At 59.6% G+C, this 17,510-nt stretch carries 15 protein-coding genes; 10 read left to right on the plus strand and 5 right to left on the minus strand.

From position 1 onward, the window contains the following. Window positions 1-195 precede the first annotated feature (195 nt). The 7 genes from AABA84_RS01475 to AABA84_RS01505 all read left to right on the plus strand — a co-directional run bounded on the left by AABA84_RS01475 (window position 196) and on the right by AABA84_RS01505 (window position 7,049). Window positions 196-393, plus strand: coding sequence for a hypothetical protein (locus AABA84_RS01475; protein WP_338311117.1), 198 nt, complete (start codon window positions 196-198; stop codon window positions 391-393). A 184-nt stretch (window positions 394-577) separates the two neighbouring features. Further along, window positions 578-1,066: a thermonuclease family protein gene (locus tag AABA84_RS01480; protein ID WP_338311119.1), complete on the plus strand. Its 489-nt coding sequence runs from the start codon at window positions 578-580 to the stop codon at window positions 1,064-1,066. Window positions 1,067-1,070: 4 nt separating this feature from the next. After that, complete coding sequence (locus AABA84_RS01485) at window positions 1,071-1,733, plus strand: SOS response-associated peptidase (protein ID WP_338311121.1); 663 nt, start codon at window positions 1,071-1,073, stop codon at window positions 1,731-1,733. 63 nt (window positions 1,734-1,796) lie between these two features. Continuing rightward, window positions 1,797-3,620, plus strand: coding sequence for a hypothetical protein (locus tag AABA84_RS01490; RefSeq protein WP_338311123.1), 1,824 nt, complete (start codon window positions 1,797-1,799; stop codon window positions 3,618-3,620). A 93-nt stretch (window positions 3,621-3,713) separates the two neighbouring features. Then, the gene (locus tag AABA84_RS01495; protein WP_338311124.1) at window positions 3,714-4,310 is read left to right on the plus strand and encodes a hypothetical protein; all 597 of its coding nucleotides are present in this window, start codon (window positions 3,714-3,716) and stop codon (window positions 4,308-4,310) included. Then, window positions 4,300-5,247: a nucleotidyl transferase AbiEii/AbiGii toxin family protein gene (locus AABA84_RS01500; RefSeq protein ID WP_338311125.1), complete on the plus strand. Its 948-nt coding sequence runs from the start codon at window positions 4,300-4,302 to the stop codon at window positions 5,245-5,247. Before AABA84_RS01495 ends, AABA84_RS01500 begins: the two co-directional genes overlap by 11 nt. Before the next feature lie 41 nt (window positions 5,248-5,288). Beyond that, a complete protein-coding gene (locus AABA84_RS01505) occupies window positions 5,289-7,049 on the plus strand; it encodes a hypothetical protein (RefSeq protein ID WP_338311126.1) in 1,761 nt (586 codons plus the stop codon). A 23-nt stretch (window positions 7,050-7,072) separates the two neighbouring features. Here the strand turns inward: AABA84_RS01505 and AABA84_RS01510 are convergent, their stop codons facing one another. Genes AABA84_RS01510 through AABA84_RS01530 form a run of 5 tightly spaced genes read right to left on the minus strand, consistent with a single transcriptional unit; the run spans window position 7,073 to window position 15,993 of the window. After that, a complete protein-coding gene (locus tag AABA84_RS01510; protein ID WP_338311128.1) occupies window positions 7,073-9,151 on the minus strand; it encodes an AIPR family protein in 2,079 nt (692 codons plus the stop codon). Continuing rightward, on the minus strand, window positions 9,141-10,142 hold the full coding sequence (locus tag AABA84_RS01515; protein WP_338311129.1) for a PD-(D/E)XK motif protein: 1,002 nt from the start codon (window positions 10,140-10,142) through the stop codon (window positions 9,141-9,143). Before AABA84_RS01515 ends, AABA84_RS01510 begins: the two co-directional genes overlap by 11 nt. Further along, window positions 10,135-12,840, minus strand: a complete 2,706-nt coding sequence (locus AABA84_RS01520) for a Z1 domain-containing protein (protein WP_338311130.1) — start codon at window positions 12,838-12,840, stop codon at window positions 10,135-10,137. The genes AABA84_RS01515 and AABA84_RS01520 overlap by 8 nt, the downstream gene beginning before the upstream one ends. Continuing rightward, a complete protein-coding gene (locus AABA84_RS01525) occupies window positions 12,803-14,362 on the minus strand; it encodes an ATP-binding protein (protein WP_338311131.1) in 1,560 nt (519 codons plus the stop codon). Before AABA84_RS01525 ends, AABA84_RS01520 begins: the two co-directional genes overlap by 38 nt. 38 nt (window positions 14,363-14,400) lie before the next feature. Further along, window positions 14,401-15,993, minus strand: coding sequence for a DNA cytosine methyltransferase (locus AABA84_RS01530; protein WP_338311132.1), 1,593 nt, complete (start codon window positions 15,991-15,993; stop codon window positions 14,401-14,403). A gap of 85 nt (window positions 15,994-16,078) precedes the next feature. On the opposite strand from AABA84_RS01530, the gene AABA84_RS01535 reads away from it, so the two are divergent. The 3 genes from AABA84_RS01535 to AABA84_RS01545 all read left to right on the plus strand — a co-directional run bounded on the left by AABA84_RS01535 (window position 16,079) and on the right by AABA84_RS01545 (window position 17,482). Beyond that, window positions 16,079-16,564 carry a very short patch repair endonuclease gene (locus AABA84_RS01535; RefSeq protein ID WP_338311133.1) on the plus strand — a complete coding sequence of 162 codons (486 nt, stop codon included), beginning with the start codon at window positions 16,079-16,081 and terminating at the stop codon, window positions 16,562-16,564. A gap of 109 nt (window positions 16,565-16,673) precedes the next feature. Then, window positions 16,674-17,012 carry a hypothetical protein gene (locus tag AABA84_RS01540; protein ID WP_338311134.1) on the plus strand — a complete coding sequence of 113 codons (339 nt, stop codon included), beginning with the start codon at window positions 16,674-16,676 and terminating at the stop codon, window positions 17,010-17,012. Window positions 17,013-17,026: 14 nt separating this feature from the next. Continuing rightward, window positions 17,027-17,482 carry a hypothetical protein gene (locus AABA84_RS01545; RefSeq protein ID WP_338311135.1) on the plus strand — a complete coding sequence of 152 codons (456 nt, stop codon included), beginning with the start codon at window positions 17,027-17,029 and terminating at the stop codon, window positions 17,480-17,482. The last annotated feature ends 28 nt before the right edge of the window (window positions 17,483-17,510 follow it).

Consider the following 17,510-nt stretch of genomic DNA (forward strand, 5'->3'; position numbering starts at 1 on the left):
GCGTGCCTCATCGGCCCTCAAGTTGTCCGCTTGACTCTGAGTTCTTCTTTTGTTCTATTCGAGGCACGGATGGACATGGTCGGATAGTTGTGTCGCAGAAGCTGGCTTCTGCGGACAGGCAACCATGTGTCGGCGAGCAAGCCGACACATGGCGATCCCGTGTTGCCAGCAAAACGAGTTCGCCGGGGGCGTACGATGGACCGGAATCTGGTTCTGCTTAATCGCAACATCGCTCGCCTCCGGCGTAACGTGCGGCGGCAGTCCCATGAAATCGAAGAGCTCATCGCGGCCGATCTTGATTGCACCTCGGCCGCGCAGCGCCTGATGCGGGCGCAAGCCGATCTGGTTCTTTTCATTGAGAAGAGGGAACACCTCGTGGTGGCTGACATATGAACGACGATCCTGTTCCCATGAAAATTCTGGCGTTGCGCGGACAGATCGCGGAGCTGTCCGCGACCATTCACCAGCTTCGATGTTCAGGCCTCGACGATGCCGCGCCACTCCTGTTGATCGCGAGAAAGCGCGCGGAGCTCGAGGATCTATCGCGTCGGGCACGTGTGCCCGTTTGGAGAGAACGATGAGCAGGGTTTTGAAGCTTGTTCTTGTGATATGCGGCCTGCTCGCGGCGGGGATTGCGAGGGCTGAGCCGATCAGCGCAAATGCGATTCACGTGGTCGACGGCGACACGATCGATGTTGGCGACCAGCGCTATCGCATGATTGGCTACGACGCGCCGGAAACGGGCGATGTTTCCTGGCGCGGCGTCTCGGCTGATGAGAAGGCGCTCGGCCAGATCGCAAGGGAGCGCTTGAAGGAGTTGATCCGGACCGGACCGCTTGATCTCGGTGAAGTCCCTTGTTCGTGCCCGGTTCAAAAACTGCGGGATGGCACGTGCAACCACGGACGCAAATGCGCGATCCTGAATCTGAACGGCAGGAATGTCGGTGAGACCTTGATTGGGGAGGAACTGGCGGTACGCTTCCGATGTGGCCGGACGCGGTGCGAGAAAATGCCCAACTGGACAAGGATCATCGAAACGCAGTTTCCGACAACAAGGAAGCGCTAGTCTCATGTGCAATCTCTATTCCGTCACGACCAACCAGTCGGCCATCGCGGGTCTCTTCCGTGTGATCAACCACTATGTCGGCAACCTGCCGCCGATGACGGGCGTGTTTCCCGACTATCCGGCGCCGGTCGTGCGCAATACGGATGCCGGACGCGAGATGTTGTTGATGCGCTGGGGCATGCCGCCACCCCCGCGCGCCGGCAATTTTCCGGTCACGAACATCCGCAACACGTCATCGCCGCACTGGCGCGCCTGGCTGAAGCCGAAAAACCGCTGTCTCGTGCCGGCGAACAGCTTTGCCGAATACGCACCCGAGCCGAACCCGGACACCGGCAAGAAGGATGTGGTGTGGTTCGGGCTGAATGAAGACCGGCCACTGTTTGCATTCGCCGGCATCTGGACCGAATTCAAGGGAGATCGCGGCACCAAATCCAAACCGATCCCCGGTCCTCACCTCGTTTGTGGATTTTTGACGACCGAACCGAACGCGGTGGTCGCGCCCATCCATGAGAAGGCCATGCCGGTGCTTCTGACCACGGATGAAGAGCGGGATGTCTGGATGCGCGCCCCGTGGGAAGAAGCCAAGGGCTTGCAGCGACCCTTGCCCGACGCGGCACTCAGAATCGTTGCACGGGGAGCGGACAAGGAAGACAAGATCGCAGCGTAATCCGTGGGAAGCCAGCGCGGCGGCACTCATGAACCTGGATGGCCCGAACTGATGATGTGAAAGATGCACGTTCCTCCCTTCGCCGACCGTTTCATATTTGCAGATGATGCGAAGCTTGCAGCGCAACTCTCTTCGTTGCTCGCTGCGCCGGGCCATTATCTGGGGGTTTGCGACGGGCCACGAATGCAACGACCCGATCACAGGCTTGAGGTGTTGCAGCGACATAATGCGATGGGGCGAACGCGCGCGAAGATGGCCTTCATGGCCGCCTTGCCCGAGAGTGCCATCCAGGCGCTCAGCCAGTCACTGAATTCACGCAGGCACGTCCCTTGCGTTCGCATTTCATCTGCGGATGATATTGCAACGGCAATTCCTCGGAGACCCGAGCGTCAGGTTTTGAGATGGGGTCGGGATCGCATTGGCATCGGGCTTCTTAAGGCTCTTTGCGCCGGACAAGAGATCGTGTTCGAAGACAAGCCCTCGCCTTACGAGTGGATTCCATCCAAGGGCGGGCACATCGTTGTTTGCGAGCAGGGCGAGGAAATCTCCGAGGTCATTGCAGCAAACTACGCTTACGCCCTGGATGCCGGGCTATTTCTGATCCCGGAAGTGGACCGGGATCGGGCTGACGAAATTCTTGAAGCCTTCTATTCGCTCAACGACCGGCCTGCGAGCACGCCGCAGGAGGCCCAGGCAGGCCTTATGCAGGAATTGCTGGGCTTGTGCGGATCAATCCCGGTACCTGACGGAGGATCGATCACCTTTATCGGTCGCTTGCCGTACGGTTTCGCATATCCGGAGCATCCCACAACGCATCTGTTCATATATCCCGCTTTGGGCTGCGCGGTGGTCAATGGTTTCGCGGCCGAACAGCCGAGTCAGCCTGGTACCGGCGTCGTGATGCTGGTTGATCCGGGCACCACGCCCGCACCGGAGATTCAGTCTGCCGTCGACCTCATGGAGCCGCGGCGCGCCTTCATCCGCGTGTATCAGGACCGTGGCGCCAACGTGCGCGACGTGTCCGAAATGATGGAGCATTTTCCCTACGATCTTCTGATCTTCGCGACACACTGCGGCGATAGTTCCGGTTATCGCCGGACGTATGAATACACGGACTCCGAGGGACTATTCCGCACGATGGTCGTGGATCTGGCCGTTGGCTTTCAGCGAACGGACAATCCCGAGATGCTGAAAGTTGGTCACTTCTTCCGCTTTGTCTCTCTCGACGGCGTCGATTGGACGGATCGCGTCGCCAAGTCCAGATTGTACGTCGGCGAAGCCGTGCATGATTTCAATCGCCTGATGGACGGTGGCCCAAGCGAATTCAACTACACCAAGAGAGAGATAATTGACCGTGTTGTCGGTTCGTCAGCAATGATGATGTCTGACAGCAATTTCATCTTCGCCCAGCATTCGATAGCCGGCATGGGGACGCCGATCATCATCAACAATGCCTGCGTCTCGTGGCACAGGCTGGCGGCAGACATAACCTACGCTGGTGCCCGTGCTTACATCGGAACGTTGTTTCCCGTGACTCCAATAGAGGCTTCCGAAGTCGTCACGCGACTCCTCGATGGGCATTGGGGCAAGCCGCTTGCCGTCGCGCTATGGGCCGCTCAACGCGATGTCTATGAAAGAAGCCCGCGGCGCCCCTACGTACTCTCGGGTGTATTTCCTCAGCGGCTGCGCGTGGAATCGCTCGACTACCCGGAGCGCATCCGAAGAAACCTTGCCCGGAGTCTCGCGGGCTACAGGGAGATGCACGCGGGACTGAACAAAGGGGACGGCAAGCGCATCGAAGCCGTCCAGGAGATCATCCGGGTTTACGAGCGGGAATTGCAGCATTTCGAGGATACGGGCGTGCAGCAGGACGAACGGACCTCATAAAGTAACCTATTATCAATATGATAGACCGAATATTGCATGATTTTTCAATGAGAAAACTTGCAAAATGGCCGATTTGGTCCTATATTGGTTAGCATGACAAAGCTCGATGAACTCAAGCGCCATCTGAAGCCCGGCCACGCCTACCGGCGTGCGGACCTGGGCCGGTGGTCGAAGTCCGTCGACCGGCATCTCAGGCAACTGGTTGATCAGGGCGTTCTGAAGAAGCTGTCAGGGGGGCTCTACGCCTGCCCGAAGGATACCGCGTTCGGTCCGGCGCCCGCCTCCGACAAGGATGTTGTTGGTGCCTTCCTGAAGGATGACCGGTTTCTCCTGGCCTCACCCAACGCGTACAACAGCCTGGGCCTCGGAACGACGCAGCTCTATGACAGGACAGTTGTCTACAATCACAAGCGCCATGGTGACTTTCAACTGGGCAATCGCAGGTTTGCCTTCCGCGTGAAGCCGCGCTTTCCGAAGAGTCTGACGAAGGAGTTTCTGCTGGTCGATCTCGTCAACAATGTCGACCAGCTTGCCGAGGCGAAAGATGAGGTTCTCAAGCGCGTGACCGAACGCGTGGCAGCGTCGGATGGACCGCGCCTGCGACGTGCTGTCCGCGAATATGGCAGCGAGCGGACAAAGAAGCTGTTCCGGCGCACGCTCGAACCTGCGGGGCTGGATCATGCCGCGTGACTATCTCCACAATCATCCGGAATTTGCGGATCTGATCCGGATCGTGGCGGACGAGAAAGGCATTGATCCTGCTCTGGTCGAAAAAGACTACTGGATCATGCATTGCCTGTACGGCCTCCAGCAGCTTGGTCATACGTTCCAGTTGAAGGGCGGCACCTCCCTTTCAAAGGGGCACCAGATCATCAACCGGTTCTCGGAGGACATCGATATCCTGATCGAGCCGCCGCCTGAACGGGATGTGAAGACGGGCAAAAACCAGAACAGCCCCGCGCAGATCAAGACCCGCAAGGATTTCTACGACTGGCTGACCCAATCGATCACGATCGACGGCATCTCAAGCGTTGAACGGGACACCGCCTTTGATGATGTTCCCGCCTACAGAGGCGCCGGCATCAGACTGAACTACGACAGCGTGACCGAGGCGATGGAGGGCCTTCGTGAAGGCGTGCTGCTTGAGGTCGGGTTCGACACGGTGGCGCCGAACGAGCCGAAGGACATCAGTTCGTGGATGTACGACTACGCCGCCGACAAGGTCGATATCATCGACAACCGGGCCAAAGCCGTTCCTTGCTACGATCCTGGCTACACCTTCGTCGAGAAGCTTCAGACTGTCTCGGCCAAATTCCGCAATCAGCAGGTGGACGGAAGCGATCCGGTCGAATTCATGCGGCACTACTACGACATCCACGAACTGCTTCAGCAGCCGGACGTCCAGGAGTTCATCGGCACCGCCCCATACAAGGAGCACAAGAAGGCCCGCTTCCGGCAGGCGGACAATCAGAACATCGCGGAGAACCAGGCTTTCGTCCTGAGCGATGCAGGAACGCGCGCGTTGTACGCTGACGCCTACGAGCGCAGCAGTGCGCTCTATTACGCCGGCAAGCCGACATTTGAGCAGATCATGAGCGAGATCCACTCCTGGGCCAACCGACTGTAGGCGGTGCCGTCTCACTCCAGTATCCGCCCGAGGCTGATGGAATGACAACGCGCGCAGAACTTGCCGACCAGCTTGCAGCCCTCGCCGAAGCGGAATTCGAGCGGCAGCGGGCGCAAGTGGCCGCGCTCCCCGAAGGCGCACAGACCCTGCTGCTGATCGAGGGCTGCCGGGTGGCCGATCTGCACCACGTTGTTCAGGTCATGTCGAAGACGCCGGACTATTACCTGTCCGACTTCGAATTCACCGTCATGATGAGGGGATGGAACGCCTTCCTCGCGTTGCTACTGCCGTACGTTGGCCGGTTGAAGGGCATCCCCACCCAGGAAAGTACCCCTGAGTTTCGGCGCGTAATACTCGCGATCCTGATGGGTCTCGGGTCTGCGACGATGATGCGGGAGAATGCCGAGATGGTTCGTCATGGCATGACCGAATGCAGCATCGAGGATGATGTCGTTACCTTCCGGATGAGTGATCGATGCGCGATCGACCACTACCTTGATAGGCTGGAAGACGACAAGTTGCGTCAACTCGAAGACTCCATGCCCGGCGACAGCATCTTCAGCAAATTGATCGCCGACAACAAGATCGAGAATCTCGATGAGAGACTTCGCGCCCTCGTCTTCCCATGGAAGCCTAACGACAAGGTGACGATGACGGGGTATGGCGCGGCACCCGATATCGACCAGTACTTTCTGGCACTGGTGGGCGAACATCTCGACGACAGCATCAACGATGCGGGCATCCACCCGGATACGAGACTTGGCACCATAACAGGGCGGGATCTCCAGAGAGTGGTCTTCCTGACAATGAGTTTCTATTTGAAGCATATCGAGTTCGTGCGCGTTGCCCGCAAGCACTACCCCGAGATCAACGTCCCGATGAGTCTCACCATATGGAAGACTCGCGATGATTTCATTGAGTCGATCGCCACGTTCACCAGGATGCCGGAGAAGACAGTTTCGGCGGTGGTTGACCTGATGACGGTCAGGTCCGTACATGCCTCGTACTTCAGGGGTGAAGTGACGCCCTTCGTTCCGCTGCTCATCGAAGTTGCGGACAACTATCTGCTGTCGCCCATCAGCAGCATCTTCCGCAATCCCTTTCACGGCATCCGCATGCTTCACGAAGCTTTCGACAGCAAGGCCGCGACCAACCTTCTCGCGCATCGCGAGCGCTGGATGATCGCTGAACTCTACGGCCTGTTTCAGGGTGATCGATACATCTGCATGCAGGGTCCGACCAGACTTCGACGGAACGGCAAGCTCGTCACCGACATTGATGCCGCTGTGCTTGACACAATATCAGGCGAGCTCGCCCTGTTTCAACTGAAATGGCAGGATTTCAATTCGAACGACGTTGCCAAGCAGAGGAGCAAGGCCCGGAATTTCGTCGACAAGGTCGACGCCTGGGCGCTGGCCGTGGAAGGCTGGATCAGTGAGTTCGGTATGGACGTTCTCGTGCAAGCCATGCGCATGGGACGCGTGTCCGTCACATTGCCGGTTCGTCTATTTGCGATTGGCCGCTCGGCCGCACGTTTTCAGAGCTATGGGTGCGTGTCGCAAGTCGAGTCCCTCGCCCCCGCGACCTGGCGGCAGTTCATGAGGCTGAGGCATGAAGTTGGGCCATCAGACAATGTGCCGCGCGACCTGCATGCTGCAATTCTTGCCGAACGAACGACACCCGTGAAGCTGAAGCCCGTTCGACAGGAAGTGCCGCTGGGAAATCGAACGGTCGTGTTCGAGAACTTGTGGAACGAATACGAGGAGGATGAACCGCCAACTGGCGAACAGCCCGAGGCGTGACCGTAGTCCGGTGGTGTGACCATCTACTGCAGCAACTCGCGCCCGATCTGGCAGCCCTCCTGGTGCATCTTCTTCAGCGCCTCGATGGCAATCAGGCACTGCTTCTCGCTAGGGACGCGATTGGGGATGGCGGCCGCAACGTCGAGGATGCCGGCTTCCGTGGGTGTCAGCAGCCGCCGCGATACACCCCACTCCTTGACGGTCCGCCAGAGCGGGCCGCCGGCGCGGACGACTACTGTCTGTGCCTCGATGCCATTCAGAAGGCGTTGATCCTTTTCGGCATCCGACTGTTCTTCCTGCTCCTCCTCGTGTGTCATCAACTCGCGCACGAAGGCCCTCGGCCACAGGATGTCGAGTGCCAAAATCCGATTCCAGCAAGCCTGCTGCTTGGCCCATTCCGTCACGTTGCTCATCCCGGCCGGAGGATCGACCAGCACGTCGTGGCTTGCCTTCGCCGCCAGGACCAAGGCTTCCTTGAACGCGTCCGAGATGTCCTGCTTTCGCCAGATCAGATCGAAATTGACGGCCCGATCCATATCCTCCACATCGTGCGCGACCTTGGCGATCGCATAGGCAACGACGTTGGCGCGATAGCCGCCCTGATACCAGGACTGTTCACTGACCAGCTTTTCGGCCTCGCGAAACACGATCGCCTTTGCGACCGAGTCCGTGTAGTAGCGCTTGTTGAACTGATCGGGATTCTTGGTCCATGCCTTGCCGATCGTCTCGGCAAAGCGGGCAAAGTTCTTCTGTGCGCCGCGGCTCACGATGTCCGGGTGGCCAAGCCAGAGATTCAGGAATTTCGCGAGATCGGTCTTCGAGAAGACCTGGCTCTTTGGGTACTCAAGATCGAATTTCTTGCGCTGGGTCGGATTGAGCAGGGCGCGTGCGTCCTGGTACTGCCCTCTCGCTCGCTCATAGAACCATTTCGACTCGCGGAAGGTACCGTCCGGCGATGGCGCGAAGATGCTCCGCGAGATCTTTTCCAGTTGGACATGATACGGGTGGTTGGCGAAGAAATCGGCCGCGTTCACCCGGTTCTGGCTGTTCGCGAATTCCGAGATTTTGGGGACGACATCGATCGCCTTGGCGGGCTCGACCACCGACAACTTCATCTGGACGAAGACGCGCGAGAGGTCGACGTCCTTCTTGCGGCTGGCGGCATGGATCGACGCAGTCGTCTGGCCACCATTCACGATCTGAAGATTGTTCAATTCCGTGATGACGAGGCCCGCATCGGACATCTTGATAGTGACTTTCTCGGCCGTGGCCGTGATGCCGTTGTTATAGGCAAAGAACATCCCCGGATCATTTTCGATCGTGTTCCTGATGCCCTTGTTCACGCCGCCACGCGCCTGAAGGAACACGCGGACATTCTGTTCAAGAAGCCGCGCGCCCCATCGGTCATAGATGGCGGCGAGCTGCTTGCCTGGAATGACGATCAGATAGGCCTCGTAACCGGCATTGTTCAGATGCGCCGGAAGGGCCGGCAACGGTCCGCCGAAATCCTTTTGAAGGTCGATGAGAATCTCTTCGCGCCCGCGGCCGGTCGCGACGAAACGGTGCAATCGGCCGAGATCCCACACGCTGTAGGTAACCGGCACGCCCTTGAACTCACCGGCCTCGCGTCCATCGACGCGGCTGCTGAGGACGCGGTTCGATATGAGGAACAGCCGCACCTTGGACACGGTCGGCCAGCGCTTCGCGATCAGATCGGCCAGCCCGAACGCAGGAGTGCTCTCCTCGGCGGCGTTGCGATGCGCGGGATCGAGCGACCGGGCAAGAAAATTGGACAGACGCTTGAAGATGGCGTCCATCTCGGACGCCGTCAGCGTCGCGATCCCGGCGGATTGATTGAAGTCGGCGATGATGAGGCTAAGAACCCCGTCGGCCGAAGCTGGATCTCCTCCATAGCCGTCCACGCGCATCCCGCGAGGAGAGCCACCGGGCGCGCGATCGGCAGTTTCGAGCTCGCCAGCCTCGACAAGCTGCGAGGTGAACAGCTCGAAGAAGGCGTCCTCGGCGTAGCGGCCACCGGCATCGGCCAAGCCGTGAACGTCCTGAAAGAACTCCTTGTGGAAGTCCTCAAGCTCATTCGCCATTGCGCCTCGCTCTCACGGCCTCGACCAGGCCGCCCTCATCAATCAGGAATGGTACACAGTCCTGCAGGGAAATCGAATATCGGACATTGTCGATGCCGGATGGCAGAAGGCTTGCGCTGATACGCGGAAACCCGTCGGCAACCCGGAAAAGGCGGCTTGCGCCTTCGACCCATCGTGAATCGGAATAGTCGTCGAGCCAGTCGAAGCCGGCCGCCCCGAGAAGCCGATCCAGGACACCGGAGATGCCAGGTTCGGTCCGCAGCATCCGGTCACGCAGCCGGGCTGCGAGTTCAGTCAGGGTGAAGCTCTGGGCGGTGCCCGCCGGCGCTTGGTCGAGTTCGACAACATAGAGGTAGAGCTCGTCCACGCCCACGGTGTCGAGCTGGTCAGCCGAGCTGATCGCGACCTGGGGCGTGGCGGCTCCGCGGCGCGCCTTCACCTCGACGCACAGCCGGCCAATCTCGAAGTCCTTTGGCGAATCGAGCGGCCCGCGCCACGCATTCAACGCCTCGGCTGGCGTAAGACATTGCAACAGGAAGCGCTTAATGACCAGCAATTCGCCGGCCAATCCCTTCTGTTCTTCCGGGCTAAGCTTGCCGTCCAGACCGCCCCGCAAGAGGTGATGCCATCTCCAAGTGCGTGCCAGCGCAAGTGCGAGGGCTTCGGGCTCCGAGGCGGCTCGACTGGCGCTTGCCACGATGTCCCGGCACAGCCTTTCGAAGATGTCGCGGTGTGTATCGTCCAGCAGCTTGAAAACGAGTACGCGATCGACACCCGCTCCTCGCGGCATGTCCGTGATTTCGATACCTTTCAAATTGGGAAGCTTCCCCGGCGGCAACGATTCGGGCGAGTGAGCGAGAACGAAGAGGCACTTGCGATCAAGAGCACGGCCCCAGAAGAAATTCCACGGCAGGTCGGGATCGACTCGTTTCGCCTTGAAGGCGTCAACGACGGTCGGTGGAACGATGTCCTTCCAGGGATCGTCACTCATCGTCACCCGCCATCTCGTCTTCGTCGATGTCATCGCGGTAGTTTTCGCGCATCCACGTCGTGTTGACGACGTACTCGACCCGGTCCTCCTCAAGGTCGGTCTTCGGGAAACTGATGCTCCAGGCGACAATCGGGTCCTGACCGCTCAAGTCATCTCCGGCCTCTCCGATTGCAAGCAGATGGAGAATAAGCAGGGGACGGACTCGCTTGTTTCGATAGATCCTGTCCGGAAAGTTGCGAACTTCCTCTTCGCTGTGCTTCTGGCGGAATTCGATCTCAGCATCTTTTGCTGCGTCTGGATCGACGCCAATCTTCTCGACGCCTCGCGAGGCGACGCGCTGGTTGTCGGTGACAAGAAGCGTTCTTCCGGCTCGACTGGTCGACCCCTGCTTTCGGCGCTGGCACGTCACTTCGATGCCGAGGGAATGATCGATCAGCGGCTTGTAGTCGGGGCGCGACACGCTTGGCACGAAGATGTCCCAGTCCTTGAGTTCACCCCTTGCGCGGTCCTCGATGTAGCGGCGGACCGGAGCGGGGTCCGTCAGCATTGATTGCTGATCATTCTGGAATTCGGTGAGAAACTCGAGGATCGGGCCGACAGGCACCGCTTGCAGAAGACGCCCTCCCGAGACCACGTCAGAACTGGCGAATGGCCTGCCTTCAGCCGAAAGGTGCTCCGCCAGATTAACGGCCGCGCGCCGGTTGGCCTTGAGACTGCTATCGTCCCATTTGAGCGCCGTTGTTTCAATGAACTCGTTGCCGAGACCAACGCGTACCACGACTTGCTCGCCTGATCCCATCTTGTTCCGGGCCGTGACGATGAGCGTGTCGGGATGGCTGCGAACCTTGAGGCCAAACTGCTCGGGAGTCGCGTTCGCCTCTTCCATCCTGCGCATTTCTTCCCGAAGCTCCTCGACCGCTTCGGCGATGTAGCGGTACCAGCTCTCGGCGGTATCCAGCATCCAGACCCGGCAGAGATCCTCATAGCCGGGGCGATAACCGAACCAGCGCCCCATCTGCATGAGGGTGTCGTACATCATGGAGTTGCGCAGGAAGTAGCTGACCATCAGGCCTTCAAGCGTGAGCCCGCGCGAGAGCGAGAATCCGCCGACGGCGATCACGTTGAGGCCCGTCTTTTCGTGATCGGCGTAGTTGAGAGCGCCGGACGACCGGCTGTTCACCTCCACGGCCCGGATGGTGGACGCAGCCTCATGCAGGGCCTTCTGGATATCGGGCCATGCGGTATCCGTGTCGCTGTATTCTTCGTCCCAGACGGCATGAAGCTCGCGGATTTCGGGGTCCTTCAACGCCTTCTCGGGCGACAGCGCTCCATTGACGCGGCAGCTCGCCTGGATCGCCTCCAGCTTGACGTGGATCTCGTTGCGAATCTGGCGCTGCACATCGGTGAATCGTGATGCGTTGACCAGCATGGAACAATGCTGGTTGGCCTGGCCGCGAACGAGGCGAATGGCTCGCGCAACGACGAAGGTTCGCACGGCCTTGATCAGGCTGGGCGGCAGTGTGGCGACCTGCGTCTCCTTTGGATGTGTCAGGGGAAGATAGTCCCCATTGTCATCAATGTGACGTATGAAGGCCCGCGGCTCGTCAACGAAGACCCGGGTGGCACCGAAATAATTCGTCGGAGGATCGAGCCCCACGATGAAATGCTTGGGAAACAGGTCTTCGCCCAGCATCGCGTCGTCGGTGTCTGGGCTGATGAAGATGTTGGCGAAGGGAGTCGCGGTGTATCCCACATAGCAGCTTCGCTCGAACATGCGCAGCAGTTCGCGAATCTGGGCGTTGATCTTCGAGACCTCGCCTTGGCCATGCTTGATGTTGATGGAAGCATTGTCGGCTTCATCATCGATCAGCAGCATGGGCGCCTCGACGGTCCTGCCGCCGCCACGCGCGTTGTACTCCTTGAGCCAATCGGTCAGGTTCTTGAGCGTCTTGCTGTTCTTCTTGATCACAAAAACCGCCGGAACGCGGAGATCGGAGAGCTTACCGCCCACCTGTTCGGCGCCGACGCGATTGAAGTCGCGGACCGAATTGGTGAAGGTCCAAGGCAGGTGCCGGCTGTCGTAGCGCCCGACGCCGATGATGCGTCGCTCGCGATCCGTGACCTTCAAGGCGCTGTCGCGTCCAACAAATCCCTCGTCGATGCGCACTTGCGTCTGGTTGCGCAGATTGTTGTGAATGCCGGCAATCACGATGATGATGCGGTAGCCCACGTCCGCGGCCTTGCAGATGAGGCCGATGTAGTTGGCCGTCTTGCCGGACTGCACGTGGCCGACGACCATGCCGCGCCGGTCCCAGTGACCTTCCCTGTCAGGGTTCTCCAGAAGTCCCAGGATGCGGTCGGTGACGTTGTCCATCGTCGCCAGCACCTGCGACGAGTAGTTCTTCTCCGCGAGAAGTCGCTTGTAGCGCCCCCAGTAGTAGGGATCGATGCTGCTGCGACGGCCTTCGAGCCACGGTTCGAAATCGTGGCTCGTCAGCATGGCGCCGATGGTCATGGTCACGTCGTGGCGAGCTTCGAGTTGACGCGCCAGACGCTCGGCATCGGCATCGCTGACGGCGCAGGTCGGAATGACGCGGAAGCTCGTGATCAGTTCGCGGATCTTCTCGGGCGTTGGCGACGGCTCGCGGGCCAGCAGACCTTCAACCGCAAGTTCGAGATTTTTCAAGTTCTCCAGCACGCTCGTATTCCTCGGCAATATAGTTGTTGGCAATTGTTTCGGCTCGATCCCAGTTCGAGCGGAATGGTTCGGCAACGCTCAGCATGTCGACGACAACATCGGTCCGCAGACCGCTCTCCAGAAGTTTCGCGATGGTCGTCGTGACCATGTGCGTCAGGGCCTCGTCTGAAACCTCGTTGCCGGTGACCTTGTCCGGCGATCCGCCGAGATCGGCAAACAGAGCGTCCATTGGAAGCGATGAGCCAAACAGCTCGACGACACGCGTAAAGGCCCGCTTCTGCTCGTCGGAGAGATCGCCGACGAAATCAGCTACCACCGGATGGCTCGGATTGATCTTGTAGGAAATCTCGTTCTTGTCCTGCACGCGGTTCCAGACCGGGAGGCGGCTGTCGGTCACAAGCACGCGGCCACGGCTTGTGTAGACGCGCTTGGACGTCGCTCCGATGGTCTCGATGATGCGACGCAGACGCTCGCGCACCTGATATGGCGGCTGGGCCGACGCCTTCTTGACGTCGATCTTCCAGTCCGCGTCCAGATCGTTCGGCATGTCGATGCGAACACGCGCCAGCTTCGTCAATTCCGTCTGTCGCGCGAGACCGAACCAGGTTCCGTGGATGATCAGCCGCTTCCCGCGATAGACATAGAAGCCCTGATTCTTCACGTAGCCCGCCCGGCCGGCGTAGCGCTCCCAATCCCCCGGCGTGACCTTCTTGTGGTGCGGCAGCGTGAAGGTCTGCACGGACACGACGTGATCGCCAACCTTGATGTCTTCTGGCGTGAGCGGCTCCGCGATCGTCGCGGGGTGCGTGCTGTGAAACGGATCGAAGGCGACGAGCGGCCGCTCATTGAGCCTGATCTCGATCCGCTTCAGTCCGGGTTCTCCCGAGAGGAACCGATGGAATACGAGCTCGAGATGCTCGCGTGCATCGTCGAGACGCTTGACGAGGCGCTGGATGCCCACCGCGCTGCTATCCTGTTCGAGGACGCGGTCGAGGTTCTCCCAGATGACGAGCGTGCCGTTTTTCGAGAGCTGGTCAGCCCAGGGCAGGCTCGATGGCTCGTCCGGAACTTGCACGAGCCAGTCGTTCTTTTCGGCCACAAAGTCGAGATCCCACGTCGCGGCGGCAAACTCGCCCGCCGAGCGCGTCAGCACGGTCACGCGGCGGCATTGCGAGAACGAAGCCGTCTTGAGGCCGAGGCCGAAGCGGCCGAGATCGGTGGAGTTGCGGTCGTCGCGGGGATTGATGCTGCCCGGCCGCATGGCGGCGAACAGCTCGGTCTCGGTCATTCCCCTGCCGTTGTCGAGAACGCCGATGCGAAGATCATCGAGATCGGTGAGAATGTCGATCCGGGTTGCTTTCGCCGTTATGGAATTGTCGATGACATCAGCCAAGGCCGTCTCAAGGGAATAGCCGATATCGCGCATGCTCTCGATGAGCATGGCTGCCTTGGGTGCAGCACTTACTGTTTTCATCACCCCCCCGGTACCGGAAGCCCTGTACTGGCCCTTGGACCCGTGCACAGTAGCCCAATCGCAACCGAAGGTGCAAAGTCTTTGGTCTAGCTTGCCTTTTTGAGCCTTTCTTGGCTGCCATTGGCCATGGAATCGATGAGCAGGGCGTGAAGGACCGAGGCTATCTTCCGCGCCAATAACGGCGGTACCGCATTACCGACCTGGATGTATTGCTCGGTACGATTCCCCTTGAAGAAGTAGTTGTCGGGAAATGTTTGCAGACGCGCCGCCTCCCTGACCGTGAGGCTGCGGCACTGGGCGGGGTCGGGGTGAATGAAATAGTGGCCGTCCTTGGAAATATGACTGGTGATGGTCGTCGCGGGCTGCCTCCAGACCTGAACCCGGAAGCGATCGGCGAACTTGCCGGACTTCCAGTTCTTGTGGTCCGGGGCCAGTTCGCGCGGAAAATCCGTTGCCTTGGGTGATGTGCCGGTGACCCGGCCGTACACAGCCGCGAAGAAATAGCGCTTGAGATCGGTGAGCATGTGGCTCCGCGTCTCATGATTGGGAAATCGCTTGAGCCTCGTGTCCACAAGCCAGCGCTTGAGCCCTCTTGGGCAGCGCGTCCCCACGGAAACGTAGCCACCACCCGAGCGTCGGTAATTTCGGTTCGTCCTTGCCAGGGCCGCTCCGATTTTTGCGCCAAGCTTGCGAAAGACTTTGGCCTTGTCCCCGTCGAGACGAACAGCAAGGTCGGCAACCTGCCGCATCACGCGCGAGGTCTGGATCTTCCAGTTCTGTTCATCGTCCTCGTCGCGACTCAGTCCGCTCCGCAGCTTCGGCATGCCCCTCAGCACGTCCTGGACGGCAACCTTCGCCTCCGATTTCGGCAGCAGCGCTTCATCCAGATCGTCCTCGATAAGCTCTGCAATGTCGTCGCGAATTCCGACGATGATGACACGATGACGGCACTGTGGAATGCCGTGATCCTCGGCCTTCACGACAAAATCGGAAGCCGGAGGATGGCCCATGCCCTCGAACAGAACCTCGCCCGATCTCGGTGTCAGTGGAACAAGCCGATAGGCGCCATTTCCGACGCGACTGAGATCATCCAGGACCTGGTCAAACACCCGCTCGCCGTCGACCGACGACGAGAGAATCCCTTTCACGTTCTCCATCACGAACACAGCCGGCATCAGCCGTTCCAGAATCCGGATGTATTCCTTGTAGAGGAAGTGACGATGATCCTCGCGCGCCTCGTAGCCTTCCGTTCCCTTGTTCCGGGCGCGGCCCACGAGTGAGTAGGCCTGGCAGGGCGGTCCGCCAATAAGGATCACGTCGTCACCGAAGCGCTTCCGGATTTGCCGGAGGCGTTCGTCGATCAGTGCGGATGCCCCTTTCGATCCCAGTTCGAGTTGCAGGGTCTCCTGAACCGCGTGAGCCCATTCCGTGGGGTACAGCGCATTCCAGTCGGGCTCCTCGATTTCACCATTGAGAAAGCGGTAATACTCCGCAGGAAAGCCGCCCTCGAAATGTCGGAGGAAACTGCGAAGTCTCAGGGTGGCGAAAGCCGAATCCTCTTTCTCGACGGAGAGCGCAATGCGGAAGGGGCGCGTGCCGTTTGCTGTGCGAATGCTTGTAAAGCCCTCGGCGAGCCCGCCTGGCCCTGCAAACAGATCAACGACAGCGAATTCAGTCAAAACGCCCCCCTTCTCAAGACCGACTGGCCCGAACCATAATTGAACATTCCCGGACCGAACACCAGGAAAGATTGGGTAGGCCTTCGTGGCGGACATTGTCGACAGGAAAACGCGCTCGCGCATGATGTCAGGCATCAGGGGCAAGAACACAAAGCCCGAGTTGCTCCTGCGACGCGCGCTTCATGACCTTGGCCTGCGATATCGCCTGCACGGCCCAGGGTTGCCCGGCAGACCGGATATTGTGTTCCCGAGGCATCACGCCGTCGTGCAGATTCAGGGATGCTTCTGGCACCGGCACGATACCTGCCGGTTTGCGACCTCTCCGTCGTCAAACATCGAGTTCTGGGAAAAGAAATTCGGTGAGACTGTGAAGCGCGACAAACGCAACCTGGCGGCATTGCGCCAGTTGGGTTGGAGAGTCGCGATCGTCTGGGAGTGCGAGATCAACGAAAAGGGCGGCGAAGCCGTAGCGGGGCGGATCGTGAAATGGCTCGCGTCAGGTCGCCCGGTCCTGGAGATTCCGGCGGCAGCCAGCACGGAATCGCAACGATTGCTCAAGGCATCGAAGTGAGCGGCCATCCCCCGGCTCAGGAGGATTGTATGGCGCGTGGGGAGCACACATATTCAGGGAACGACCAGAGTCCCCCATCTCCACCAAGCGCATCATCAGCTGCCTCGGCATGGCGAAACCCATCTTCGACATCTGTCATCTTTGCGGCGCGCACAAGCGGCTCTCTTTCGAGCATGTCCCACCACGGGCGGCATTCAACCACAACCCAATCCTGCGCAGCAGCTTCGAACGGGTGGCGTTGAGCGAGGACCTTGACGATCTGCAGGGCAAGATCCAGCAAAGAGGGTCCGGCGCGTACACACTATGCGAGAAGTGCAACAACGATACAGGTGCCTGGTACGCGGACTCCTACGTCAAGTGGGCCGAACAAGCGATGCGCCTGCTCATGGCCGCGCGAGGCCAGCTATCGCTAGAGTACCCTTTCCATCTGTATCCGCTGAGGGTCTGAAGCAGATCGTCTGCATGTTCTTCAGCGTCAACAATCCCCGATTTCAGGAGGCGCAGCCTGATCTCGTGAGGTTTGTGCTCAATCGGGAAGTCCGCCAGTTTCCTCCCGACGTACAGATCTATGCTTTCTACACACTCTCGAACCGGATGCGCTCATCAGGCGCATCGGGCGCCATCCAGGGTCTTGGCAGCGGCAACTCCAGGCTCCACGTCTTCTCCGAGATAGCCTTTGCGCCGTTCGGCTTTGTCATGACGCTCGGCGACACGCCGGCACCGCAACGAGACCTCGTCGACATTTCGGGCTTCGCTCAATATGGCTATCGCGACTGGCGGACCGGAATTTCGATCAAGCTGCCTGTTATGCCGATCTATACGGGCTTTCCTGGTGACTACAGGACGCGCGGGCAGACCCTTGCCGATTACGCAGCAAACAAAGCGTATGAGGCGACACTCAAGAGCACATCACCATGAGCCTCAAGCCACTGGCCAGAAAATCAAG

Source organism: Bradyrhizobium sp. TM239, assembly GCF_036247985.1.
GTDB lineage: Bacteria > Pseudomonadota > Alphaproteobacteria > Rhizobiales > Xanthobacteraceae > Bradyrhizobium > Bradyrhizobium ottawaense.